The sequence below is a fragment of the Paracoccus tegillarcae genome, from assembly GCF_002847305.1.
In the GTDB taxonomy this organism is placed as follows: Bacteria; Pseudomonadota; Alphaproteobacteria; order Rhodobacterales; family Rhodobacteraceae; genus Paracoccus; species Paracoccus tegillarcae.
The window spans coordinates 1,690,897-1,712,415 of record NZ_CP025408.1; the positions used below are offsets into that span (position 1 = coordinate 1,690,897).

Below are 21,519 nucleotides of genomic sequence, written 5' to 3' on the forward strand. Positions count from 1 at the left end.
CGCGGATTGCATCAGCCCGGCTGCTCCATCGCGATACGGATCAGCCCGTTCATGCCGTCGACGCCCAGTTTGCGCTTGAGCGCGGACGAGGCGTTGGCGACGGTCTTGTAGCTGACGCCCAGGTCGTCGGCGATGGCCTGCAGCGACAGGCCTTGCCCGATCAGACGCAGCACCTCGGTCTCGCGCGGGGTCAGTTGCGACAGCGGATCGGCTGCATTGACGCCGCGCGTGGCCAGGGCGATGGCATGCTTGGGGGCAAGGTAGAATTCGCCGGCCTCCTGCGCGCGGACGGCCTGACGAAATTCCTCGGGCGGTGCGTTCTTGGACAGGAATCCATGCGCGCCGCATTCCAGCGCGCGCGCGGCAAAGCTGGTCTGATCATTCATCGAAAAGACCAGGATACGCGCGTCGGGAACCGCCTCCAGTAGTTGCGAGACCAGCGACAACCCGTCGCCATCGGGTAGGGTGATGTCCAAAACGATCAGCCCGGGACGATGGTTGCGGGCCTCTTGCAGGGCCTCTTGCGCCGTCATTGCCTGATGCACCTGCTCATAGCCCAGATCGCGCAGCAGCCGCGCTGCGCCCAGATGGGTGATCGGATGGTCATCGACGATGAGGGCGGCGTTCATGGCAAGGGGTCTTTCGGCAATTCGGCGGTCAGTCTGGTTCCCCCTTTATCCGATTGGATGGCCAAACGGCCAGACAGAAGCGCGATCCGCTCGCTCATGCCGGACAGGCCGGTGCCGTGCGGGGTGTCCGGGACCATGCCGGTGCCGTCGTCGCTGACGGTCATGATCCATTGGCCGGGTCGGGTGCTGAGTGAGACCTCGATCCGTTCCGCGCCGGCGTGGCGCAGGGCGTTGGTCGTTCCCTCCTGCAGGATGCGGAACAGGGTGATCGCGGTGGCCTCGTCCGGCTCGCCCAGACCCGGCGGCAGGTTTACCAAGATTCGATGGTCTGGAAAGCGGGCGGCAAGATCGGCCACATAGCCCGTCAAAACATCGGCAAAAGGCAATTGCCCGATTGCGCCGGGGCGCAGATCGTCCAGCAGGGCGCGGTTCAACCCGCCGATCTGATCGGCGATCCGGGTGATTGCGGCGGCGTGCTCGGGGATTTTCGGGTCCTCGGTGGCGGTGGCCAGGGCGTCTGCCTCGACGCGCAGGCCGAACAGGCAGGGACCCATTTCGTCATGCAGGTCGCGGGCGATCGCCTTGCGCTCGTGATCGGCGCGGGTGACGACTTGGCGCTGCAGTCTTTTGCGGTCGTTTCGGGCCTGTTCCAGGGTCAGCGCCAATTGATCCACGCCCCGGCCAATCGGGGCGAGGTCCGGTTCAGTCACGGGGCCCACGCGGGCGTCGAACCGGCCTCGCGTCAGATCCGCCAGTCTTGCCGCGATATTGCCGACGGGCCGTAACGCGCGCCGCGTCAGCCACAGGATCAGCGCGGCCTGTGCCAGTGCCGCCAGCGCCGTCATCCCGACGATGCGCTGAATGTCGCGCCAGGCGCCTGCGATCTGGCCCGCGGGATCGGCCGCGATGACGACAAAGCCCAACATCTGCTGGTCGATCACCACGGGCAGACGGGTTTCCTGCGGCTGAGGGGTGATCAGCCGGGCGAACCACATCGGTGCATATGGCGGGCTGGTCGCCGGTGCCGCGGGCTGCCGGACCGTGTCATCGCGGGCGTCAAGCACCGCGATCGAGGCGTTGGCCGGGCTTATCAGGCGCTCTGGCAAGGCGGCCATCAGCCTGTCGGTCGGAACGTTTCCCTGCAGGGTGCCGATGGTTGCCAGAACCAGCGAACGCGCCGTGCTGATGCCGGTGCGCTGTTCTGCCGCCGCCTGCACGCTCAGGTCCCGCAGGCTGGCTGCGGCGAGGGTGGTCAGCAGAACCAGCTGGATCGCCAGAATTACGACCAGAATATGCTGGGTCAGGGTCAATCGGCTCATAGGGGGCAGATTGACCGATGCGATGATCCGCGTCCATGGGCGGATTGATCCGGATCCGGGCGGCCAGATCGGCCAAAGCGTCTGGGTGGTCGGTCGTGCAGTTGAAAGGATCGGTCCGCGCAGCGATGAGGCCCGAATGCAGGCGGAGATACTGCTGGCGCAGGATGGCTGTGGGATGATTGCGGCGTGGAACAGCTTTCTCATGGTCGCGAGATTGGCGGCCAGTCGGCTTTCGCGCGCGCTGCTCTAAGCGGCTGGCTTTCGCGTGCGCCCGGTTTGTACCTTGTCGCCGGCAGGGCGAAGCAGTGGTCATGGGGTTGCCGGCACGGTTAACCGCGCAGAAGTGTCAGGGCGATGGAATAGGATGAGGCCCCGCCTCCTTCGGAAAGTTGCGATCTTAGCAGAAATGTCTGGACCAGTTTGTCGATGCCCGCCTCGGTCGCAATCACATCGAAGGACGAACTGCCAAAGACCGCCTCGGCCTTGGCCGTGAACTCTGCCAATTGGCGATCGATCGGCAGTCGTCCATAAGCCGAGGAAAAGCCAAAGGCCTGTTCAAAGACCTTGCGCAACGGGGGATTCCCCATCACCTCGTACCACATGGTGTTTTCCGAAGAGTCCCTGCCTGCCATCTGACGCAGCTCTCGCTGGGCATTCAGCGAAAGACGCAGGTTCTGGTCGCCTTCACCCACGCGACGTTCGAACTCGAGGTCGATATATTTGTTGATCATCCGATCGGCGAATTCCGGCGTGGCCACGATCTGATTGCCAAGGTCATAACCAAAGCTGTTTGCCAGGCGCAGGTAGCGTTTGTCAGACAGCCGGTTGACCAGGGCATCATCATCCGAGCGAGGCGATTCAAGGATCTTGCGAATGAACGCCTTGCTGCCGATATCTGATTCCAGCCCATGCGCGCCCAATGCGACGCTGAGCATTCGGTAATCCGAAACCAGATCGGCTGCCTGATCGGTGCGCGCGATGTTTTCGCGAAAATACTGGGTCGATCTGGCCACCAAGGGATCGGCGGCCAAGAGTTGCTTTTGCTGGGCGGCGGTCCGCTGCAACATATTCCAGCCCGCCAGACCGCCCGTTCCGGTCAGGATCTGATAGCTCATTGCAGCTTGTCCGAAAGCAGGCGGGTCTCTCGTGGCAGCAGGTCACGCAACTTGCGCAGGCATTGATAGATATTGCCCTCGACCGCGTGATCACTTGCCACGGCGAGCAGCCGGCGACTGTCGGGATCGTCGAAAACCTGGGACAGTTGTTCGATGCCGCGAAGCAGCTGACGGCCGCCCTCATCCTCTGCTGCGTCACCTGACAGGATCAATTGCGCGACATAGCAAACCCGCGTGACCGGTGTCCGCGCCTGGTCGGGATGTATTGCATCCTTCAGCCGCAGGACATTCGCGTTGGGCGTCTTGATCGAGATCTTTGACCGCCGGCCGCCGTTTTCGATCACGGCGCCGTTGATCAGGATCCGTTCATTCGGCCCGAGTTTGATGACAAGACCGCTCATGCCGGGACCTCGCCGCGCAGACCTTTCATGACGGCGACGTTGACGTCGATCAGCGGATCAAGTTTCGCACCACTGTTCAGGACCGCAAGCCCATGGCGGATGGCGAAGCCCGCCAGTGAGATAAGGCCCGCCTTGATTTCATCGGCAAGAGAATTGCCGGGTTGCGCCAGATCTGTGGCAAGGATCGACCAAAGCTCTGTGTTCTTGTTGATTGCAACGACAATGTCGGGGCCAAGTTGCTCGCTTCTTGCGTTGCGCAAGAGGCGGGTCACATGTGAAAACGCTTCGTACTCAGAGTCGCGCTCTGTCCGAAGTCCTGCCGAACCGTATCGGCCATAATCTGTCAGTGGCGTAACCGCGTTCAAGGTATCATTCCCGGATTCTAGGATTTCTGAAGAGGTGGACGTGGGCCGCCGCTAACAGCGGCCCACGAAATGTCATCAGCCGCGGAACAGCGCGAGGATCGACTGCGGTGCCTGGTTGGCAATCGACAGCGACTGGATGCCCAACTGCTGCTGGGTTTGCAGTGCCTGCAGACGCGCTGAAGCCTCTTCCATGTTGGTATCGACAAGTGCGCCGATCGCCGTAGTCATCGAGTCCGAGAGCTTCGAGATGAAGTTCGACTGGATCTCGATCCGCTTGCCTGCCGAACCGAAGGCAAAGGCAACGTCGATCACGTCTGCCACGGCGTCCTCGACGGTTTGCAGATCGGCACCCAGATCCGCACTGGTCGTGACGTCGATGGCATCCATCGCGGCAAGGATCGTGCCGCCCAGCGACAGGTCCGTGGCCGTCGGATCGACATCGATGGTCGACGGCGTCATGGTGCCATCGGCTGCGCGGTCCAGCGAGGCAAGCACCTCGAAGTCGACCGTCTCGGAGCCGTTGACAAGGTTGATACCGTTGAACTGCGATGCACTGACCGCCGAGGTGATCTGTGCCTTCAGATCGTCGATATCGGCCTGCAGCGTTTCGCGGTTGAAGCTGCCATCCTGGGCGGCAACCACCTTGGTCTTGATCTGATTCAACAGATCGCCGACCGTCTCGGCCGCGACGCGACCGTTGGTGATCACTGACGCGCCCATCGACAGGTTGCTTTGGATCGACTTGAACGCGCTGACGTCCGAATCCATCACCTTCGAGATGGCCCAGATCGCCGCGTTGTCCTTGGCGTTGTTGATCATCTTGCCGGTCGAGATCGAGTCCTGGGTTTTCCCAAGGTTCTGGTTGATGCCCTTCAAGGTCTGCAGGGCAACGATGGCACCGTTATTGGTCAGAATGCTGGACATGGTGTCCTCCTATTCAGTGGGCGCTTTGCGCCCGAGGTTTTTAAGAAACCGGCCGTTCTGAACCGTCGGGCTTTAGAGCCCCACATTTTCCAATGCGATCACCCTTCTAAGGGCAGATGATTTACAATCGGTGAAATCGGTCAGCCGCTCAAAGGCTAAGCGACTGGCATTTTACTTAAAATCGACGCGGCTGGGCCGCGGCGGTGTCGGCAACCTTGCGCTTGCCCTGTTGGTCATAGGTCTCAAGCGAGCGGGCGGAATGGATGATTGCCTGCATCTGTGCGGCCGCCGACTGCGCACCGGCAAGCGCGGCCTGGGCCAGTCCGCGCAGTTCTGCCATTCTTGCCTGCAATGTCTCGGCGCAGGCTTCGTCTGGTGGATCGCGCTTCAGCAGAGACACGAGGTGTTCGACCCCATCAAGCGCCTCTTGCGGGCGGCCACCCATGACAGCGGCCTTGGTCAATTTGATCTGTTTGTCGATGAGATCGGGGATCATGACGCCTCCTTCCGGCCAACGCTGAAGCCGAAATCAATCGAATCGGCCAGCAGCGCCGCGTATTCGCGCGTCAGGAAGGTCGAAAACTGTTCTTCGCCGATGCCACCGCCAAACATATCCTTGGACGGTTTGGGACCCGCATATTTCAGCATCTCTTCGAGAAAGACCTGTTCCAGCCGCTGATCGGAACGCTGCTGCGAGAGTTGGGGCGGGGCCGCCGGGGCGGCGATGAGATTTGTTTGCATTTTTTCCATTTTCGATGATTCACAAGGCCATCATGGCAGGCACCGGTAAATATTCGGTAATCTGCTTGGGGTATGTTCACTGCATGTTCGAACAGGACCTTTAGATGGATCGTGATCTTGTTTCTCTTGCCGCAAAGCCCGCAATTGCAGGGCATCGGGGGGCATTTCGGCCTGCCGCCGAGACCGGCGAATCGGCCTTTGCGGCGCGTTTGGGTGCCGATAGTCCGGCGCAGTCAGGGGCGGTCCCTGGGCCGGTTCAGCTGCCTCGAGAGGTAGAGGCCGCCCAGGCTCCGGTACAAGCAGGTCTGGTGAATGCCCCTGAATCTGTGCCTGATTCGGAAAGCGCTGCTGACACTGTTGCTGATGAAAGCGATGGGGCCGTGTTGGCGGAAGCTTGGGCGGATGCGCCCGATCAAGGCATGTTGCGGCCAGCCTACACGGAGGTCGAAGAGTATCCGGATGTGCCGTCGGCGACGGTTCAGAAAGAAATCGTGTTCGCATCGGACGGTGTCACCGACGGAGAACATGTCGCGGCGGGCATCCAACCAGCAAACGCTGATGGCGACAACACAGCCGGGGCGGTGGCAACAGCGGCGGGATCGGCAAGAGACCCGGCAGTGGGTTCGGCCTTTGAGCAAGGCGGGACCGAGCGATCGAGCCATTCGGCGGGCGGGTCTGCTTTGGGCGATCAGATCAAGATGGGCGATGATCGGGGGACAGGGCTACTGTCATCTGGACTTTCTACGTTGCCCGATGCCGGAGGGCTAATTCGCGCCACCTTGTCTGCGGGCTCAGCGCACACAGGCGCGGTGATGCAAGCTGCTGCTGAGCCGGCGATTCTGGCCGATTCTCGGCCCGTTGAACATCGCGCAGTCCTGGCCGAGGCGCTGCGCGGTCAGCGCGATGTGTTGCCCTGGCGTGAGGTGGGGGCATCTGCGACGGATATGCGCGCCCCTGCAGCGGGCAATCATCCGCTGCCGACTGGGCCGCTGACATTCGATAATGCGCTGATGCCCCGGCCGACGATGCCTGCGGTTTCTGCGGGTATCCTCTTGCCGCCTGAGGCCGGCCTTATGGGCGACGCCGAGGGCGACCCGTCGTCGCTGCCATCCGTTACCCTTTCGTCCGGTCCTGCCGTCGCCTTTTCGGCCACTGCCGGATCGGCGGCGGCGGTCTCTGCGGCGGGTGCGAGCCGGCAAGTGGCCGAGGCCGTGCTGCATCTTTACGGCGATCGAACCGAAATCGCCTTGTCACCGGAAGAGCTGGGCTCTGTCCGGTTGGTGGTGTCACGCGGCGAGAACGGGCCGTCGCTGACGGTCTGGGTCGAGCGGCCCGAGGTTCTGGAGATGTTGCGCCGCAACAGCGACGCGCTGCTGGCGGATCTGCAGGACGGTGGGCTGGACGGCGCGGCGCTTGATTTTCGAGATAGCGGGGAATGGCAGGATCAGGGTGGTGGCGGCTCGGGTGATGACGCAGCGCAGACGCTGGCGATTGGCCTGACGGGGCGCGGCGATGCGGTGCCAGACAACGAAGCTGATCATCGGGCGAAGTCAGGCGGCCATGATGTCGGTCGCCTGGATATCAGAGTTTAGAAACAGGAGTTAGAAATGGTCGTACCGGTTTCGGGCAGCGCCGCCTTCGCGGCGCCCGCAGCGCAGGGCAGCGCGGGTGGGCAAAAATCACTTGCCAGTGGTGATTTCGAGACGTTCTTGCGCATGTTGACGGCGCAATTGAAAAACCAGGATCCGCTGAATCCGATGGAGGGTTCGGATTTCGCTGTGCAGTTGGCGACCTTCTCGGGTGTCGAGCAACAGGCGCAGACGAATAGCCTTTTGTCGAGTTTGACACAGCAGATGGGTGGCGGCGTCGGGCAGCTGTCGGACTGGCTTGGTCGCGAGGTGCGCGTGACCGGGCCGGTCTGGTTCAGTGACAGGCCGCTGACCCTGGATATCAACCCTGATCCGCGCGCCGATAGCGTGCAGTTGGTGACCCTGACAGCAGGCGGTCGCGAGTTGATGCGCGAGGAGATCGGTGTTGGCGAAGGGCAGGTTGATTGGTTTGGTCATGACGCGCTGGGCAACAAGATGCCGGATGGCCTTTACACATACCGGGTCGAAAGCTGGCAGAACGGCGACAAGATCGCAGAAGCCGAGGTGGGCAGCTATGCCCGCGTTCTCGAGGCCGAGTTGGCGCGCGGCGGCGTTCAACTGGTGCTGGAAGGCGGCGCGATGACCATGGCCGATGAGGTGCAGGCGGTTCGCGACCCGCGCGTGCAGTGATGCCGACCCCGTTGCCGCCTTGGATCTGCGCGGATGTTGCCGGAACGGGCCGTGAGGCGGCGCGAGGCGCAGTGGGCGCGCTGGCAGCCATCGCGCGCAGTGGGATCAGCCGATCGCCAGGCCCAGAGAGAGGCCGATCAGGGCAAACAGCGTGCCGGCGACCCAGGTTGGCATTCTTTTGCGCGGCGCGGCCTTCTCGGCCTCGATTTCGGCGCGATGGGCGCGGTCCCACAATGCCTGTTCTACCACCTCGGGCAGCAGCGGGGCGTAGCGGCTGATGGTCTGGGCGATGCGCTTGGCGTCATTTGCGATGGCGCGGGGGCCAAGATTGTCGCGGATATAATCCGTGACAACGGGGCGCGCGGATTCCCAGATGTTCAACTGTGGATCCAGCGATCGCGCGACCCCTTCTACCACCACCATGGTGCGTTGCAGAAGGATAAGCTCGGTCCGCGTCTGCATCCCGAAACGTTCGGTGACCTCGAACAGATAGGACAGCAGGCTGGCCATCGATATCTTGCTGGCATTGGCGCCGAAGATCGGCTCGCCCACGGCACGCAAGGCGCGGGCAAAGGCGGCCTCGTCGCGGTCGCGGGGAACATAGCCGGCCTCGAAATGCACGCGCGCGACGCGGCGATAATCCCGCTGGATGAAGCCCATCAGGATCTCGGCATAGACGCGGCGGGTATATTCGTCGATCTCGCCCATGATGCCGAAATCATAGACGATCAGATCGCCATTCGCGGCGACCTTGAGGTTGCCGTGATGCATGTCGGCGTGAAAGAAACCGTCGCGCAGCGCATGCTGCAGGAACATCTGGATGACCCGGCGGCCCAGATCGACCGTGTCGTGACCGGCGGCGACGATCGCATCGCGGTCACCAAGCGGGATGCCTTCGGCCCAATCGCTGATGAGGACCCGGCGCGAGGACAGCTGCCAGTCGGGCAACGGCAAATCCAGCCCCGGATCATCCTTGGTGTTTTCAAAGAATTCCGACGCAGAGGCTGCCTCTAGCCGCAGGTCCAGCTCGCCGGTCACGACCGATTCGAAATGATTGACCACGTCACGGGGGCGCAGGCGGCGACTGGCGGGCGAGAGCCGTTCGATCAGCGATGCCGCAAGGTGAAAGGCGTCGATGTCGCGGCGAAAGGCAGCCTCGATATCGGGGCGCAAGATCTTGACCGCGACATCCTGATCCGTCGCATGCAGCCGGGCGCGGTGAACCTGCGCAATCGAGGCGGCGGCGACGGGTTCGGAAAATTCGGCAAAGATCGCCTCGACCGGCTGGTGCAGCTCGGTCTGGATGATCCGGCGCGCGGTCTCGGTCGGAAAGGGCGGCAGCTTGTCCTGCAACATGCGCAGCTGGTCTGCCAGCTCGGTCCCGACCACATCGGCGCGGGTCGAAAGGATCTGGCCGAACTTGATATAGGCCGGCCCAAGCGCGGTGATGGCGCGGGTGACCGGCGGCAGGTTCGGGTCACCCTTGTAGCCCAGCCAGCGGAACGGCCAGCCCAGCACGCGGGCGGCCATGCGGACGCGCGGCGGGGCCTCGACGGCATCCAGCGCGACGCCCATCGCACCGCTGCGTTCGAAGGTCGCGCCCGTGCGGATCAGGCGCCAGATATTGTGTGGGCCGCGCATCCTACAGCTTCCACCCCGAATGCAGCGCGGCGACGCCCATGGTCATGTTGCGGTATTGCACACGCTCGAAACCGGCGGCGCGGATCAGGGCTGCAAACGCCTCTTGATCGGGAAAGCGACGGATCGATTCGACCAGATATTGATAGCTGTCGCGATCACCGGTCACGGCCTTGCCCATCGCAGGGATCACGTTGAAGGAGTACCGGTCATAGGCCCATTGCGCCATAGGTACGGGCAGTTGCGAAAATTCCAGCACCATCAGACGACCGCCGGGACGCAGCACGCGAAACGCCTCGGACAGTGCGTCGGGAATGCGGGTGACGTTGCGGATGCCAAAGCTGATCGTATAGCGATCAAAGGAATTATCCGCGAAGGGCAGCGCCATGGCATCGCCCGTGACCCAGTCAAGACGCTCGGCCAGCCTTGCGGCCTCGGCCCGTTTGCGGCCTTCGATCAGCATCTGTTCGGTCATGTCGCAGACGGTGACCTCGGCCTCGGGCGCGCGTTCCAGAAAGCGAAAGGCGACATCGCCCGTGCCGCCCGCCACATCCAGCAAACGCTGGCCGTTTCGCGGTGCCAGCCAGTCCATCATCGCGGCTTTCCAGACGCGGTGGATGCCCACGCTCATCAGGTCGTTCATCACGTCATAGCGCGATGCGACGCTGGTAAAGACGTCATGGACCTTGCCGGCCTTGGCGTCCTCGTCCACTTCCTGAAAGCCGAAATGCGTGGTTTTCTTATCGCTCATGCGCTTGCCGTTTTCTGCCTGCGCGACCAGATAGAGCCCGCGCGCCGCCGGCACAATGACCGGGATGACGCGCACGTGCAATGCGACGAAAGGGAATGATGTGCCCGAATTGCCCGAAGTCGAGACCGTGATGCGGGGCCTGAGGCCGCATCTCGAGGGCCGCGTCATCGCCCGGGCCGAGGCGCGCAGGCCGGATCTGCGCTGGCCGATGCCGGTCGATCTGGTGCAGGTGCTGACCGGCGCGCGGGTTCTGGGTCTGCGTCGACGGTCGAAATATCTGCTGGCCGATCTGGATCGTGGCGGCGCGCTGCTGATGCATCTGGGCATGTCGGGCAGGCTGCTGGTCGAGGGCGCGGGGCTGGCAGGCATGCACCGCGAGCCTGCGATTCGGCCGCGCCACGATCATGTTGTGCTGACAACGGATGAGGGCACGACCATCACCTTCAACGATGCGCGCCGGTTCGGCATGGTCGATTTGATCCGCGAGGGCGAGGATCACCCGCTGCTGGGTCAGATCGGGCCAGAACCCTTGGGTCCGGACTTTACGCCGGCCTGTCTGGCCGCGGCTTTTGCGGGGCGAAAGGCGCCGGTCAAGCAGGCGCTGCTGGATCAGCGCATCGTGGCGGGTCTGGGCAATATCTATGTCAGCGAGGCGCTGCATCGCGCCGGCATCGACCCGCGCAGGGCGGCCGGGCGAATCGGCGCGGCGCGGATTGCGGCGCTGGTCGGACATATTCGTGATGTGCTGACCGATGCCATCGCCGCCGGCGGCAGCAGTCTGCGCGATCACCGTCAGGCCACCGGCGAGTTGGGCTATTTCCAACACAGCTTTCGCGTCTATGACCGCGCGGGTGCGGCATGTCCGATGCCGGGTTGTGGTGGCACCATCCGGCGGATCGTTCAGTCGGGGCGGTCCAGCTTTTACTGCCCGGTCTGCCAGCGCTGATACGGCAACCGCTGGCCTAGCCGCGCCTGGCCTGCTAGGAAATGCTCGACATAAAATTTCACAAGGGTCCAACCCATGGCTTATGAAAGCATCATCGTCGAGATCGAGGATGAGGTCGCGCTGATCCGGCTGAACCGGCCAGACGCGCTGAACGCCTTGAACAAGCAACTGCTGGACGAACTGGCTGCGGCACTGACAGAGGCAGATCAGAACGACAAGGTGCGCTGCATCGTTTTGACGGGCAGTGAAAAAGCGTTCGCCGCCGGCGCCGATATCAAGGAAATGGCCGACAAATCCTTTGTCGATGTCTTTACCGAGGATCTGTTCACCGGCCCGACCGAGGCGATCTTGCGCGTGCGCAAACCGATCATCGCCGCGGTCAGCGGTTATGCCCTGGGCGGCGGCTGCGAATTGGCCATGACCTGCGATTTCATCATCGCGGCCGAGAACGCGAAATTCGGACAGCCGGAAATCAATCTGGGCGTTATCGCCGGCATCGGCGGAACGCAGCGCCTGACCCGATTCGTCGGCAAGGCCAAGGCGATGGACATGAACCTGACCGGGCGCTTCATGGATGCGGCCGAGGCCGAGCGTTCGGGGCTGGTCAGCCGCGTCGTGCCCACCGGCAAGGTGGTCGCCGAGGCATTGGCCGCGGCGCAGAAGATCGCAGAAAAATCGCAGATTTCGGTGCGCGCGGCGAAAGAATCGGTGAACCGGTCCTATGAAACGACATTGCGCGAAGGGCTGCTGTTCGAGCGCCGCCTGTTCAATGCATTGTTCGCCACCGAGGACCAGAAAGAGGGCATGTCGGCCTTTTTGGAAAAGCGCGAGCCGCAGTTCCGCGACAAGTAGGCCTTTACTTCCCTGACCCCCTGGCTTAAAGGCGCTTCCCACATGCGTGTGGGCCCGCTTAGGCAAGAATCATGATCCGCTTCTGGTCAGAAGTGGATTGCGTGGGTCTTTTTTTGCGCAAACGAAATGCAACCAGATCCACGGAGCCGATCACATGGCTAATACCATTCAATCCAAAAAACGCGCTCGCCAGGCCGAGCACCGCACCGCCATCAACAAGGCGCGCCGTTCGCGTATCCGCACCTTCCTGCGCAAAGTCGAAGAAGCCATCGCCGGCGGCAATGTCGAAACGGCACGCGACGCGCTTAAAGCGGCCCAGCCCGAACTGATGCGCGGCGTGACCAAAGGCGTTTATCACAAGAACACTGCATCGCGGAAAATCTCGCGGTTGTCGTCGCGTGTGAAAGCGATGTCGAACAGCTGAGTCGACGATCGTCGATGCCGCGTTGCGGTACTGCAACGGGTGCAACAGGCAATACTGGGGCGTGGGGGAAACCCTGCGCCCCAACTGCTTAACGACTTGTTAACTATTTGATTCGCAGCGCATTTTTCGAGCTATTTGGTTTTTTTCCTTATTGGTCAAAGTGCTGTGCAGATTCGATGCGTGCCAAGTCGTGTCAAGCGCAATGATCGGTTGCGCGGCTGTGTTGCGGATTGCTAGTTTGCCTCCAGCGATTCACATCGCGCCTTGGGGGTTGTTGCGAAACCGACCTTAGCTGCCGCTTCGGATGATTTTCGCGACTGGTGTCAGGGATGGGAACATCTCTCGAAAGGGAACGATGACGGCGGGCTGCCACCTGCCAGCGTCTGGCCTTTTGATATCACATCGGCTGTCTCGGCCGGGTGATGGCGGGTCCGCCATCTCTCGGGTGACGCATGTCGTGCTTCTTGTCGGGCTGTGGGTTTGCGGTGCCGTCACCTCTGAAACGGGGGGCGGTTTGGGGACAGGTTGCAGTGACAGGGTACGGGCAAAAAAAATGGACAAGATCTGGGGGCAGGCATGCGGGCAGTTGGAACAAGAGGTCGGGGCGAATAACTACAATCTGTGGATCAAGCCGCTGCGGTTGGTTGATCTGAAGGATGGCAACGCTGAATTTGCCGCACCTACCCGTTTTCTGTCCGACTGGGTCAACCGGCATTTCGCGCAGGCCATTCTGGCCGAGCTTGATCGTCTGGGTCACCGGGCCGAACGCCTGCGCTTCCATGTTCGCCCCGTCGGTTCATCCGACGCTGCCGCGCCCCGCCAGCCGCGTTCCGACCGCTCTGCCGACACTGCCGCCGCGTCCTTGCAGGTCGAACGCAGCGCCGATCTGGGCGCGCCGCTGGACCCGCGCTTTACCTTTGAGAATTTCGTCGTTGGCAAGCCCAACGAACTGGCCCATGCCGCCGCGCGTCGCGTGGGCGAGGGCGGGCCGGTCAGTTTCAATCCGCTGTTCCTTTATGGCGGTGTGGGGCTGGGCAAGACCCATCTGATGCACGCGATTGCGCGTGAATATATCGACCGCCATCCCGATCACCGCGTGCTGTACCTGTCGGCCGAGCAGTTCATGTACCGCTTTGTGCAGGCGCTGAAGGAAAAGACCGTGATGGACTTCAAGGAGATGTTCCGCACAGTCAATCTGCTGATGGTCGATGATGTGCATTTCATCGCCGGAAAGAACTCTACCCAAGAGGAATTCTTTCACACGTTCAATGCCTTGGTCGATCAAGGCAAGCAGATCGTCATTTCGGCCGACCGCGCGCCGGGGGAAATCAAGGGTCTGGAAGAACGCATCAAGTCGCGCCTGTCCTGCGGGCTGCTGGCCGACCTGCACCCGACCACCTATGAGCTGCGACTGGGCATCCTGCAGGCCAAGACAGAGGCATTCCGCAGCCAGTATCCCGGCCTCGAGATCGCGCCGGGCGTGCTGGAATTCCTTGCGCACCGGATCACCTCGAATGTGCGGGTGCTAGAGGGCGCGTTGCAGCGGCTCTTCGCCTTTGCCAGCCTGATCGGCCGTGAGATCACGCTGGATATGACGCAGGAATGCCTGACCGATATTCTGCGCGCCTCGGACCGGCGGGTTTCCATCGAGGAAATCCAGCGCAAGGTGGCCGAGCATTACAACATCCGTCTGGCCGACCTGATCGGGCCCAAACGGGTGCGCACCGTTGCCCGCCCGCGCCAGATCGCGATGTATCTGTCCAAGCAGTTGACCAATCGGTCTCTGCCCGAGATCGGCCGGCGCTTTGGCGGTCGCGATCACACCACGATCATGCACGGCGTGAAGAAGATCGAGGAACTGGCGGGCAGCGATGAGGGTCTGTCAGAGGACATTGACCTGCTCAAGCGCCTGCTTGAGGCTTGACCACCCCTGACTTTCTATTGAAATTCTTGTGACCGCCTGCAAGGGCGGCTACAACGCGGGTCCGGGCAAGGGCTACGGATACAGGGTGAGGGACGGTCATGAAATTTTCCATTGAACGCACGGTATTGGTCAAGGCCGTTAGCCAGGCCCAATCGGTCGTCGAGCGCCGCAATACCATACCGATCCTCGCCAATGTGTTGATCGAGGCGACGCCCGAAGGTGTCAGCTTTCGGGCAACCGATCTGGACACCGAAGTCGTGGATCGCGCCGCAGCCCAGGTCGAACGCCCCGGCGCCACCACCGTCAGCGCGGTGATGCTGAACGAGATCGCGCGGAAACTGCCCGACGGGGCGCTGGTCAATATCACCTCGGATGACGCCTCGGCGCGCCTGACCGTGCAGGCCGGGCGGTCGAATTTCAGTCTGGCGACCTTGCCGCGCGAGGATTTCCCGGTGATGGCCACCACCGAATACAGCGCCAATTTCAGCGCCAAGGCCGCGCAGCTGCGGCGCCTGTTCGACAAGTCGAAATTCGCCATCTCGACCGAGGAAACGCGCTATTATCTGAATGGCGTCTACATGCATGTGGCGACCGGCGAGGATGGCCCGGTCTTGCGCTGCGTTGCGACCGATGGTCACCGGCTGGCACGCATCGACGCGACGCTGCCTGATGGTGCCGCCGAGATGCCGGGCGTGATCGTGCCGCGCAAGACCGTGGCAGAGCTGCGCAAGCTGCTGGACGATGATGACACGGCCATCGCGGTTTCGGTCAGCGAGACCAAGGTGCGCTTTGCCACGCCCGACATCACGCTGACCTCGAAGGTCATCGACGGCACCTTTCCCGATTACAGCCGTGTCATCCCGGCGGGGAACACCCGCAAGCTGGAGGTCGATGCCAGTGATTTCGCCCGTGCCGTCGACCGCGTGGCCACCGTCAGCAGCGAGCGTTCGCGCGCCGTCAAGCTGGCGCTTGAGACGGACAAGCTGATTTTGTCGGTGAACGCGCCTGATGCGGGTGCCGCCGATGAGGAACTGATCGTGGCCTATGCCGACGAGCCGCTGGAAATCGGTTTTAACGCCAAATACCTGCAGGAAATCGCCAGCCAGGTGGATCGCGAGAATGCGGTCTTCATGTTCAACGGCTCGGGCGATGCGGCGCTGATCCGTGAGGGCGGCGACACCAGTGCTGTCTATGTCGTCATGCCGATGCGGGTGTGACACTTAGCCATCTGGCCCTTGCGCAGTTCCGGTCATGGCCGCGACTGGCCCTTGATCTGGATGAACGCCCGGTAGCGATCTATGGCGCGAACGGATCGGGCAAGACCAACATTCTGGAAGCTGTGTCGATGCTGTCGCCGGGCCGGGGTCTGCGCGGCGTAGCGGCGGCAGATCAGGCACGCAAGGGCGTCGAGGCCGGATGGCGAATCCGCGCGGCCATAGGTGAAAGCCAGGTTGAAACGACTGCGCCCGCGGGGCAGGTGCGCGGCGTGGAGATCGACGACAAGCCGTCACCGCAGATTGCCCTGGGGCGGATGCTGCGGGTCATCTGGCTGGTGCCGGCGATGGACCGGCTGTGGTCTGATCCGCCCGAGGTGCGGCGGCGATTTCTGGACCGGGTGACGCTGAGCCTGCTCCCCGATCACGCTGATTCTGCGCTGGCCTATGACAAGGCGATGCGCGAACGGAACCGGCTGTTGCGCGACCAGATCAGCGACGGGGGTTGGTATCGGGCGCTGGAAAGCCAGATGGCCGAGGCCGGTGCCAGTCTGACCCGCAACCGGCTGTCGGCCATTGCCGCGATCATGGCGTCGCAGCGCGATGCCGAGACCAGCTTTCCCGCAGCAACCCTGAAGCTGCTGCCGGGCGAGGGCTTTGCTGATGACGCGAATACGGCCAGCATTGCCGACCGGCTGGCCACGATGCGACCGCGCGATCTGGCGGCGGGCCGCACGCTGAGCGGCCCGCACCGCGCCGATCTGGGGGCTCATTGGGGGCCGCAGGATATGCCGGCGGCGCTGTCATCGACCGGAGAGCAAAAGGCACTGCTTCTGTCGCTGGTTCTGGCAAATGCGCGGGCGCTGTCGCAGGAATCGGTGGTGCTGCTGTTGGACGAGGTCGCAGCGCATCTTGACGCGGATCGCCGCGCGGCGCTGTATGCCGAAATCACGGCCATGCCTGCTCAGACGCTGCTGACTGGCACCGGCCCTGAACTCTTTGAGGGGTTCGGGCCGAATGCACGCCGGCTTTCCATCACCAAACACGACGGCGCATCAAGCGTAGAGGAAATCGCATGACCCTGACCGCCGAGGCGATCCTGCTATATGCCGGCGCGATGGTTGCCATCTGGCTGACCCCCGGCCCCGTCTGGGTCGCAATCATGGCGCGGGCGCTGTCCTCGGGCTTTGCCGGTATCTGGCCCTTGGCACTGGGCGTGGCCGTGGGCGACATGATCTGGCCGCTGGTGGCGATTTTCGGGCTGTCGGTCGTGGTCGCCCAAAGCGCCGTGCTGATGGAGGCGTTGCGCTGGATCGCCGCCGTGGTCTTTGTCGGCATGGGCTTGGCGTTGATCCGCACCGCGAACAAGCCGGTCGAACGCGACAGCCGCCTGACCCGGCGCGGGGGCTGGGCGGGCTTTACCGCCGGTCTGCTGGCGATCGCCGGAAACCCGAAGGCCGCGCTGTTCTATATCGGCGTCTTGCCGGGCTTTTTCGATATGGCCAGCATCACCGCCACCGATGTGACCGTCATCGTCGCGATGTCGGTGACGATCCCCTTCATGCTGAACCTTGGCATGGGGGCCGCCGTCGCCGCCGCGCGGCAAAAGCTGGCGACGCCCGCTGGAATACGCAGGATGAACCTGATTTCAGGCGGTCTGCTGATCGCCGTTGGCTGCGTGATCGGGTTGGGGCAACTGCTCGCCGGGTGAGGCCGGGCCTGTGCCGATTACAGCAACCACTCAATCGGCAGCACGTTCATTACATAGACCACCACACGGTCGAACACGCCCAGCCCCGGCTCGTGCTCAATGGTGTTGACCGACCCGTCGGGTTGCGGATCGCGCCAGACCATCTTGTCGCCCTCTAGCTCTGGCTGAAAGCTGCGCGTGGCCAGCCCTTCGGTCAGCGCGGCGCTGCCCGCGCGGGCGATCGAGGGGCTGTCGATCAGAAACCCCATTTCGCAGTTCAATGAGGCAGAGCGCGGGTCGAAATTGAATGAACCGATAAACACCCGCGCGCCATCGGCAGAGAAGGTCTTGGCATGAAGGCTGGCCCCGGACGATCCGATAGGGCCAAGTTCATCCTTGCCCTGCGACAAGCCGGCGATGGGTTTCAATTCATACAGCTTGACCCCGGCTTCCAGCAATTCGCGGCGGTATTTGACATAGCCCGCGTGGACCATGGGGACATCGGTTGCCTCCCATGAATTGGTCATGATGCTGACATTGATCCCCTTTTCCGCCAGATCGGCAAAGATCTGGCTGCCGGCCTTGCCCGGCACGAAATAGGCTGAAATCACATCCAGATTCTTCTGAACATCGCCCAGAATGTTGCCGAGGCGCGAAATCATCAGCTGCTCTTTGTCATGGGTGCCCATGCCCTTGATCGGATCGTCGGCCACGACCTGCACATCGGTCCATTCCAGCGGGGGTGTCTGGCCGTTGACGAACTGATCCACCGCGCTTTGGGCATTTGCCGCAAAGATCTGACCCTCTGTCGATGCCTCGGCCTCGGCCACCGCGCTGTCGAATGAGGCCAGATCGCCCTGACCCTTGATCACCTTGTCCAGCGCCAGAACAGGCTGGCTGTTCCAGTATTCGTCAAAGATCGCAGCGGTGTCGGTCACGACCGAGCCCACGCCCACGACATCCAGATCCAGATAGGCCGGGGCGTCGCCCATGGCGAAATACTCATCGCCGATATTGCGCCCGCCGACGATGGCAACGGCGCCATCGACGAGGAATGCCTTGTTGTGCATGCGCCGGTTCATCCGCAGCGGATACAGCGCATAGCCCAGCATCTTGGGGCTGCGCGTGGTCGACGGGTTAAAGATCCGTACACTGAAATTCGGCATCGCGTTCAGCGCCGCCAGCGTCGGGTCCAGCCCGTGAATGCCGTTATCGTCCAGCAACAGCCGCACGCGCACGCCGCGCTCGGCCGCCTTGCGCAGCGCGTCCAGCAGGATCAGTCCGGACGCATCCGAATGCCAGATGTAATACATCGCATCGATCGAGCGTTCGGCACCATCCGCCAGCTTGACCCGGCTGATCAGCGCGCCCTGACCGTCAGGCAGCGGGATGACGCCGCTTTGGTCGGGATGGGCTGATTGCGCCTCTTGCGCCTGCGGGCCGAGGGTCGTTGCCGGGTCGAAGGGGATCGAGGTTTCGACTTCCTGGCCGTCGCCGGAGGGAACCGGGAATATCAGTCGCCCGACAAACCAGAGGATGAGGATGATCAGCAGGACCCAAAGTATCATTTTCAACCACCGCATTGCTTGTCCCCATCAGGATATTATAACCGCGATTGTCCACCGCCCAACGGATCGACGCAAGGGGGCGGCGGATTGCGTCTTCAAGCCACGAAATATGGTGTGTTTCCCGTGACTTTCCCCGCAGGAGTGACTATATCAGGCGCAGAAAAACAGGAATGTTCACGCATGTCAGAACACGAGCAGCAACCCGCCGAATACGGCGCCGATTCCATCAAGGTTCTCAAAGGACTAGAGGCCGTGCGCAAGCGGCCCGGTATGTATATCGGCGATACCGATGACGGCTCGGGTCTGCATCATATGGTCTATGAGGTCGTGGATAACGGCATCGACGAGGCGCTGGCCGGTCATGCCGACTATGTTCACGTGAAAATTCACGCCGATAACAGCGTTTCGGTGCGCGACAACGGTCGGGGTATCCCGGTCGACATGCACAAGGACGAGGGCGTCAGCGCAGCCGAGGTCATCATGACCCAGCTGCATGCAGGCGGTAAATTCGACCAGAACAGCTATAAGGTTTCGGGCGGGTTGCACGGCGTCGGCGTGTCGGTGGTGAACGCGCTGTCGGACTGGCTGGAACTGCGCGTCTGGCGAAATGGCAAGGAACACATCGCCCGCTTTGAACATGGCGAGACGGTAGAACATCTGAAGGTCGTGGCTGATGCGCCCGGCGAGACCGGAACCGAGGTACGGTTCTTGGCCTCTAACCGGCAGACCGATCCGAACGGCACGTTCAGCAATCTGGAATACAACTTCAAGACGCTGGAAAACCGCCTGCGCGAACTGGCTTTCCTGAACAGCGGTGTGAGGATCATCCTCGAGGATGAGCGCCATGCCGAACACCAGCGCTCTGAGCTGGTCTACGAAGGCGGTGTACGCGAGTTCGTGCGCTATCTGGACCGCTCGAAAACGGCGGTGATGCCAGAGCCGATCTTTATGACTGGCGAAAAGAACGGCATCGGCGTCGAAGTGGCCATGTGGTGGAATGACAGCTACCACGAAACGGTGCTGCCCTTTACCAACAACATTCCGCAGCGCGACGGCGGCACGCATATGGCGGGCTTTCGTGGTGCGTTGACCCGCGTGATCACGAAATATGCGCAGGATAGCGGCATCGCCAAGCGCGAAAAGATCGACTTCACCGGCGACGACGCGCGCGAAGGCCTGACCTGCGTGCTGTCGGTCAAGGTGCCAGATCCGAAATTCTCGTCCCAGACCAAGGACAAGCTGGTCTCGTCAGAGGTTCGGCCGGCGGTCGAGCAACTGGTGGGCGAAAAGCTGACCGAGTGGTTCGAGGAAAACCCGGCCGAGGCGCGTCAGATCATCGGCAAGATCGTCGAGGCGGCGCTGGCCCGCGAGGCCGCGCGCAAGGCACGCGAACTGACACGTCGCAAGACCGCGATGGACGTGGCCAGCCTGCCCGGCAAGCTGGCCGATTGTCAGGAAAAGGACCCGGCCCTGTCGGAACTGTTCATCGTCGAGGGTGACAGCGCCGGCGGCTCGGCCAAGCAGGGCCGTTCGCGCAAGAACCAGGCGGTGCTGCCTCTGCGCGGCAAGATCCTGAACGTCGAGCGCGCGCGTTTCGACCGGATGCTGGGCAGCGAACAGATCGGGACATTGATCACCGCATTGGGTGCCGGCATCGGGCGGGACGAGTTCAATCTGGCCAAGCTGCGCTACCACAAGATCGTCATCATGACTGATGCCGATGTCGATGGCGCACATATCCGCACGCTGCTGCTGACCTTCTTCTTCCGGCAGATGCCGGAACTGGTCGAGGCCGGGCATCTCTATATCGCGCAGCCGCCTCTTTATAAGGTCGGGCGCGGGCGCTCTGAGGTTTATCTGAAGAACGAGGCGGCACTTGAGGATTACCTGATCGAGCAGGGCATCGACGGCGCCAGTCTGGTTCTCAGCGGTGGCGAGCAGATCACCGGTGCCGATCTGACCCGCGTGGTCGAAGAGGCCCGTGTGACACGTCGTATCCTGCGCGCCTATCCCACGCATTATCCGCCCCATATCACTGAACAGGCCGCGATTGCCGGCGCGTTGGTGAGCGGCCGGATTGATGCGGATGCGCAGGGCGTGGCGTCGGCGGTGGCCGAGCGGCTGGACATGATCGCCGCCGAATACGAACGCGGCTGGACCGGACGCCCGACGCAGGATGGCGGTATCCGACTGGCGCGGCTGTTGCGTGGTGTCGAGGAAAGCAGGTTGCTGGACGGACCGATGCTGCGCAGCGGCGAGAGCCGCAGGTTGGGCGAAATGACCACAGTGCTGCAAGATGTCTATGCCAAGCCCGCTCGCCTTGTGCGCAAGGATCGCGAAACGCCGATCTATGGCCCGCTTGGGCTGTTGCAGGCGATCTTCCTTGAGGGCGAAAAGGGTCTGTCGCTGCAGCGCTACAAGGGTCTGGGCGAAATGAACCCCGATCAGCTGTGGGAAACGACGCTGGACCCGGATGCGCGCACCTTGTTGCAGGTGCGGATCGAGGACGTTGCCGAGGCAGAGGATCTGTTCACCAAGCTGATGGGTGACGTGGTCGAGCCACGGCGCGAGTTTATCCAGCAAAATGCGCTAAGTGTAGAGAATCTAGACATCTAGCGCCGGCTTTCGGTCGGTTTCCTGCTCGATTCTGTGTTGTTTTTGCCGCGCCCTGTCAGTTTATCGTCCAAAATAGGCCGCCTGACTGATTTGTTAACCGCACGTTGATCTGTCCTGTGTTAG

General features: G+C 62.4%; 22 protein-coding genes. 11 read left to right on the forward strand and 11 right to left on the reverse strand.

Annotated elements, in window-relative coordinates; translation table 11 throughout:
• Positions 1-11: 11 nt before the first annotated feature.
• On the reverse strand, positions 12-629 hold the full coding sequence (locus tag CUV01_RS08320) for a response regulator transcription factor (RefSeq protein WP_101460064.1): 618 nt from the start codon (positions 627-629) through the stop codon (positions 12-14).
• The gene (locus tag CUV01_RS08325) at positions 626-1,948 is read right to left on the reverse strand and encodes an ATP-binding protein (RefSeq protein WP_157994815.1); all 1,323 of its coding nucleotides are present in this window, start codon (positions 1,946-1,948) and stop codon (positions 626-628) included. The genes CUV01_RS08320 and CUV01_RS08325 overlap by 4 nt, the downstream gene beginning before the upstream one ends.
• Before the next feature lie 10 nt (positions 1,949-1,958).
• Between CUV01_RS08325 and CUV01_RS19620 the strand changes: the two genes are divergently transcribed.
• Entirely contained in the window at positions 1,959-2,198 is a 240-nt protein-coding gene (locus tag CUV01_RS19620; protein WP_157994816.1) for a hypothetical protein, read from the forward strand.
• A 79-nt stretch (positions 2,199-2,277) separates the two neighbouring features.
• Here the strand turns inward: CUV01_RS19620 and CUV01_RS08330 are convergent, their stop codons facing one another.
• The 6 genes from CUV01_RS08330 to CUV01_RS20045 all read right to left on the reverse strand — a co-directional run bounded on the left by CUV01_RS08330 (position 2,278) and on the right by CUV01_RS20045 (position 5,494).
• Positions 2,278-3,063: a DUF1217 domain-containing protein gene (locus tag CUV01_RS08330; protein WP_101460066.1), complete on the reverse strand. Its 786-nt coding sequence runs from the start codon at positions 3,061-3,063 to the stop codon at positions 2,278-2,280.
• On the reverse strand, positions 3,060-3,464 hold the full coding sequence (gene flbT, locus CUV01_RS08335; RefSeq protein ID WP_101460067.1) for a flagellar biosynthesis repressor FlbT: 405 nt from the start codon (positions 3,462-3,464) through the stop codon (positions 3,060-3,062). Before flbT ends, CUV01_RS08330 begins: the two co-directional genes overlap by 4 nt.
• Positions 3,461-3,829, reverse strand: coding sequence for a flagellar biosynthesis regulator FlaF (locus CUV01_RS08340; RefSeq protein ID WP_157994817.1), 369 nt, complete (start codon positions 3,827-3,829; stop codon positions 3,461-3,463). Before CUV01_RS08340 ends, flbT begins: the two co-directional genes overlap by 4 nt.
• A 75-nt stretch (positions 3,830-3,904) precedes the next feature.
• Positions 3,905-4,753, reverse strand: a complete 849-nt coding sequence (locus tag CUV01_RS08345) for a flagellin N-terminal helical domain-containing protein (protein ID WP_101460069.1) — start codon at positions 4,751-4,753, stop codon at positions 3,905-3,907.
• A 175-nt stretch (positions 4,754-4,928) separates the two neighbouring features.
• Positions 4,929-5,249 (reverse strand): hypothetical protein, encoded by a 321-nt coding sequence (locus tag CUV01_RS08350; protein WP_101460070.1) that lies wholly within the window; start codon positions 5,247-5,249, stop codon positions 4,929-4,931.
• On the reverse strand, positions 5,246-5,494 hold the full coding sequence (locus tag CUV01_RS20045) for a flagellar biosynthesis protein FlgJ (protein ID WP_232962633.1): 249 nt from the start codon (positions 5,492-5,494) through the stop codon (positions 5,246-5,248). The genes CUV01_RS08350 and CUV01_RS20045 overlap by 4 nt, the downstream gene beginning before the upstream one ends.
• 812 nt (positions 5,495-6,306) lie before the next feature.
• Between CUV01_RS20045 and fliK the strand changes: the two genes are divergently transcribed.
• Together fliK and CUV01_RS08365 are read left to right on the forward strand one after the other, a co-directional pair.
• On the forward strand, positions 6,307-7,086 hold the full coding sequence (fliK, locus tag CUV01_RS19625; RefSeq protein ID WP_157994818.1) for a flagellar hook-length control protein FliK: 780 nt from the start codon (positions 6,307-6,309) through the stop codon (positions 7,084-7,086).
• Between the two features lie 15 nt (positions 7,087-7,101).
• The gene (locus CUV01_RS08365; protein WP_101460072.1) at positions 7,102-7,773 is read left to right on the forward strand and encodes a flagellar hook capping FlgD N-terminal domain-containing protein; all 672 of its coding nucleotides are present in this window, start codon (positions 7,102-7,104) and stop codon (positions 7,771-7,773) included.
• 105 nt (positions 7,774-7,878) lie between these two features.
• Here the strand turns inward: CUV01_RS08365 and ubiB are convergent, their stop codons facing one another.
• Both ubiB and ubiE read right to left on the reverse strand, forming a co-directional pair.
• The gene (ubiB, locus tag CUV01_RS08370; protein WP_101460073.1) at positions 7,879-9,414 is read right to left on the reverse strand and encodes a 2-polyprenylphenol 6-hydroxylase; all 1,536 of its coding nucleotides are present in this window, start codon (positions 9,412-9,414) and stop codon (positions 7,879-7,881) included.
• 1 nt (position 9,415) lies between these two features.
• A complete protein-coding gene (gene ubiE, locus CUV01_RS08375; protein ID WP_101461960.1) occupies positions 9,416-10,162 on the reverse strand; it encodes a bifunctional demethylmenaquinone methyltransferase/2-methoxy-6-polyprenyl-1,4-benzoquinol methylase UbiE in 747 nt (248 codons plus the stop codon).
• A gap of 100 nt (positions 10,163-10,262) precedes the next feature.
• Between ubiE and mutM the strand changes: the two genes are divergently transcribed.
• The 7 genes from mutM (at position 10,263) to CUV01_RS08410 (ending at position 17,233) form a co-directional block, all read left to right on the forward strand.
• Positions 10,263-11,108, forward strand: coding sequence for a bifunctional DNA-formamidopyrimidine glycosylase/DNA-(apurinic or apyrimidinic site) lyase (gene mutM / locus CUV01_RS08380; RefSeq protein ID WP_101461961.1), 846 nt, complete (start codon positions 10,263-10,265; stop codon positions 11,106-11,108).
• Between the two features lie 75 nt (positions 11,109-11,183).
• Positions 11,184-11,960: an enoyl-CoA hydratase gene (locus CUV01_RS08385; protein WP_101460074.1), complete on the forward strand. Its 777-nt coding sequence runs from the start codon at positions 11,184-11,186 to the stop codon at positions 11,958-11,960.
• A 154-nt stretch (positions 11,961-12,114) separates the two neighbouring features.
• Positions 12,115-12,384: a 30S ribosomal protein S20 gene (rpsT, locus tag CUV01_RS08390; protein ID WP_101460075.1), complete on the forward strand. Its 270-nt coding sequence runs from the start codon at positions 12,115-12,117 to the stop codon at positions 12,382-12,384.
• A 553-nt stretch (positions 12,385-12,937) separates the two neighbouring features.
• Positions 12,938-14,308 (forward strand): chromosomal replication initiator protein DnaA, encoded by a 1,371-nt coding sequence (gene dnaA, locus CUV01_RS08395; RefSeq protein ID WP_232962636.1) that lies wholly within the window; start codon positions 12,938-12,940, stop codon positions 14,306-14,308.
• Between the two features lie 98 nt (positions 14,309-14,406).
• Complete coding sequence (dnaN, locus tag CUV01_RS08400) at positions 14,407-15,525, forward strand: DNA polymerase III subunit beta (protein WP_101460077.1); 1,119 nt, start codon at positions 14,407-14,409, stop codon at positions 15,523-15,525.
• Entirely contained in the window at positions 15,522-16,601 is a 1,080-nt protein-coding gene (gene recF, locus CUV01_RS08405; RefSeq protein WP_101460078.1) for a DNA replication/repair protein RecF, read from the forward strand. Before dnaN ends, recF begins: the two co-directional genes overlap by 4 nt.
• Positions 16,598-17,233: a LysE family translocator gene (locus CUV01_RS08410; RefSeq protein ID WP_101460079.1), complete on the forward strand. Its 636-nt coding sequence runs from the start codon at positions 16,598-16,600 to the stop codon at positions 17,231-17,233. Before recF ends, CUV01_RS08410 begins: the two co-directional genes overlap by 4 nt.
• Before the next feature lie 17 nt (positions 17,234-17,250).
• On the opposite strand, the gene CUV01_RS08415 is transcribed toward CUV01_RS08410, so the two are convergent.
• A complete protein-coding gene (locus CUV01_RS08415) occupies positions 17,251-18,780 on the reverse strand; it encodes a phospholipase D-like domain-containing protein (RefSeq protein ID WP_232962638.1) in 1,530 nt (509 codons plus the stop codon).
• Between the two features lie 180 nt (positions 18,781-18,960).
• Between CUV01_RS08415 and gyrB the strand changes: the two genes are divergently transcribed.
• Positions 18,961-21,396 (forward strand): DNA topoisomerase (ATP-hydrolyzing) subunit B, encoded by a 2,436-nt coding sequence (gene gyrB / locus CUV01_RS08420; protein ID WP_101460081.1) that lies wholly within the window; start codon positions 18,961-18,963, stop codon positions 21,394-21,396.
• Positions 21,397-21,519 lie beyond the last annotated feature (123 nt).

Excerpts from the sequence above, each read along its gene's own strand:
- CUV01_RS08320 (WP_101460064.1), bottom strand. The coding sequence starts at position 629 with ATGAACGCCGCCCTCATCGTCGATGACCATCCGATCACCCATCTGGGC.
- CUV01_RS08325 (WP_157994815.1), bottom strand. The coding sequence starts at position 1,948 with ATGAGCCGATTGACCCTGACCCAGCATATTCTGGTCGTAATTCTGGCG.
- CUV01_RS08330 (WP_101460066.1), bottom strand. The coding sequence starts at position 3,063 with ATGAGCTATCAGATCCTGACCGGAACGGGCGGTCTGGCGGGCTGGAAT.
- flbT (WP_101460067.1), bottom strand. The coding sequence starts at position 3,464 with ATGAGCGGTCTTGTCATCAAACTCGGGCCGAATGAACGGATCCTGATC.
- CUV01_RS08345 (WP_101460069.1), bottom strand. The coding sequence starts at position 4,753 with ATGTCCAGCATTCTGACCAATAACGGTGCCATCGTTGCCCTGCAGACC.
- CUV01_RS08350 (WP_101460070.1), bottom strand. The coding sequence starts at position 5,249 with ATGATCCCCGATCTCATCGACAAACAGATCAAATTGACCAAGGCCGCT.
- CUV01_RS20045 (WP_232962633.1), bottom strand. The coding sequence starts at position 5,494 with ATGCAAACAAATCTCATCGCCGCCCCGGCGGCCCCGCCCCAACTCTCG.
- fliK (WP_157994818.1), top strand. The coding sequence starts at position 6,307 with ATGCAAGCTGCTGCTGAGCCGGCGATTCTGGCCGATTCTCGGCCCGTT.
- CUV01_RS08365 (WP_101460072.1), top strand. The coding sequence starts at position 7,102 with ATGGTCGTACCGGTTTCGGGCAGCGCCGCCTTCGCGGCGCCCGCAGCG.
- ubiB (WP_101460073.1), bottom strand. The coding sequence starts at position 9,414 with ATGCGCGGCCCACACAATATCTGGCGCCTGATCCGCACGGGCGCGACC.
- ubiE (WP_101461960.1), bottom strand. The coding sequence starts at position 10,162 with ATGAGCGATAAGAAAACCACGCATTTCGGCTTTCAGGAAGTGGACGAG.
- CUV01_RS08385 (WP_101460074.1), top strand. The coding sequence starts at position 11,184 with ATGGCTTATGAAAGCATCATCGTCGAGATCGAGGATGAGGTCGCGCTG.
- rpsT (WP_101460075.1), top strand. The coding sequence starts at position 12,115 with ATGGCTAATACCATTCAATCCAAAAAACGCGCTCGCCAGGCCGAGCAC.
- dnaA (WP_232962636.1), top strand. The coding sequence starts at position 12,938 with ATGGACAAGATCTGGGGGCAGGCATGCGGGCAGTTGGAACAAGAGGTC.
- dnaN (WP_101460077.1), top strand. The coding sequence starts at position 14,407 with ATGAAATTTTCCATTGAACGCACGGTATTGGTCAAGGCCGTTAGCCAG.
- CUV01_RS08410 (WP_101460079.1), top strand. The coding sequence starts at position 16,598 with ATGACCCTGACCGCCGAGGCGATCCTGCTATATGCCGGCGCGATGGTT.
- CUV01_RS08415 (WP_232962638.1), bottom strand. The coding sequence starts at position 18,780 with ATGATACTTTGGGTCCTGCTGATCATCCTCATCCTCTGGTTTGTCGGG.
- gyrB (WP_101460081.1), top strand. The coding sequence starts at position 18,961 with ATGTCAGAACACGAGCAGCAACCCGCCGAATACGGCGCCGATTCCATC.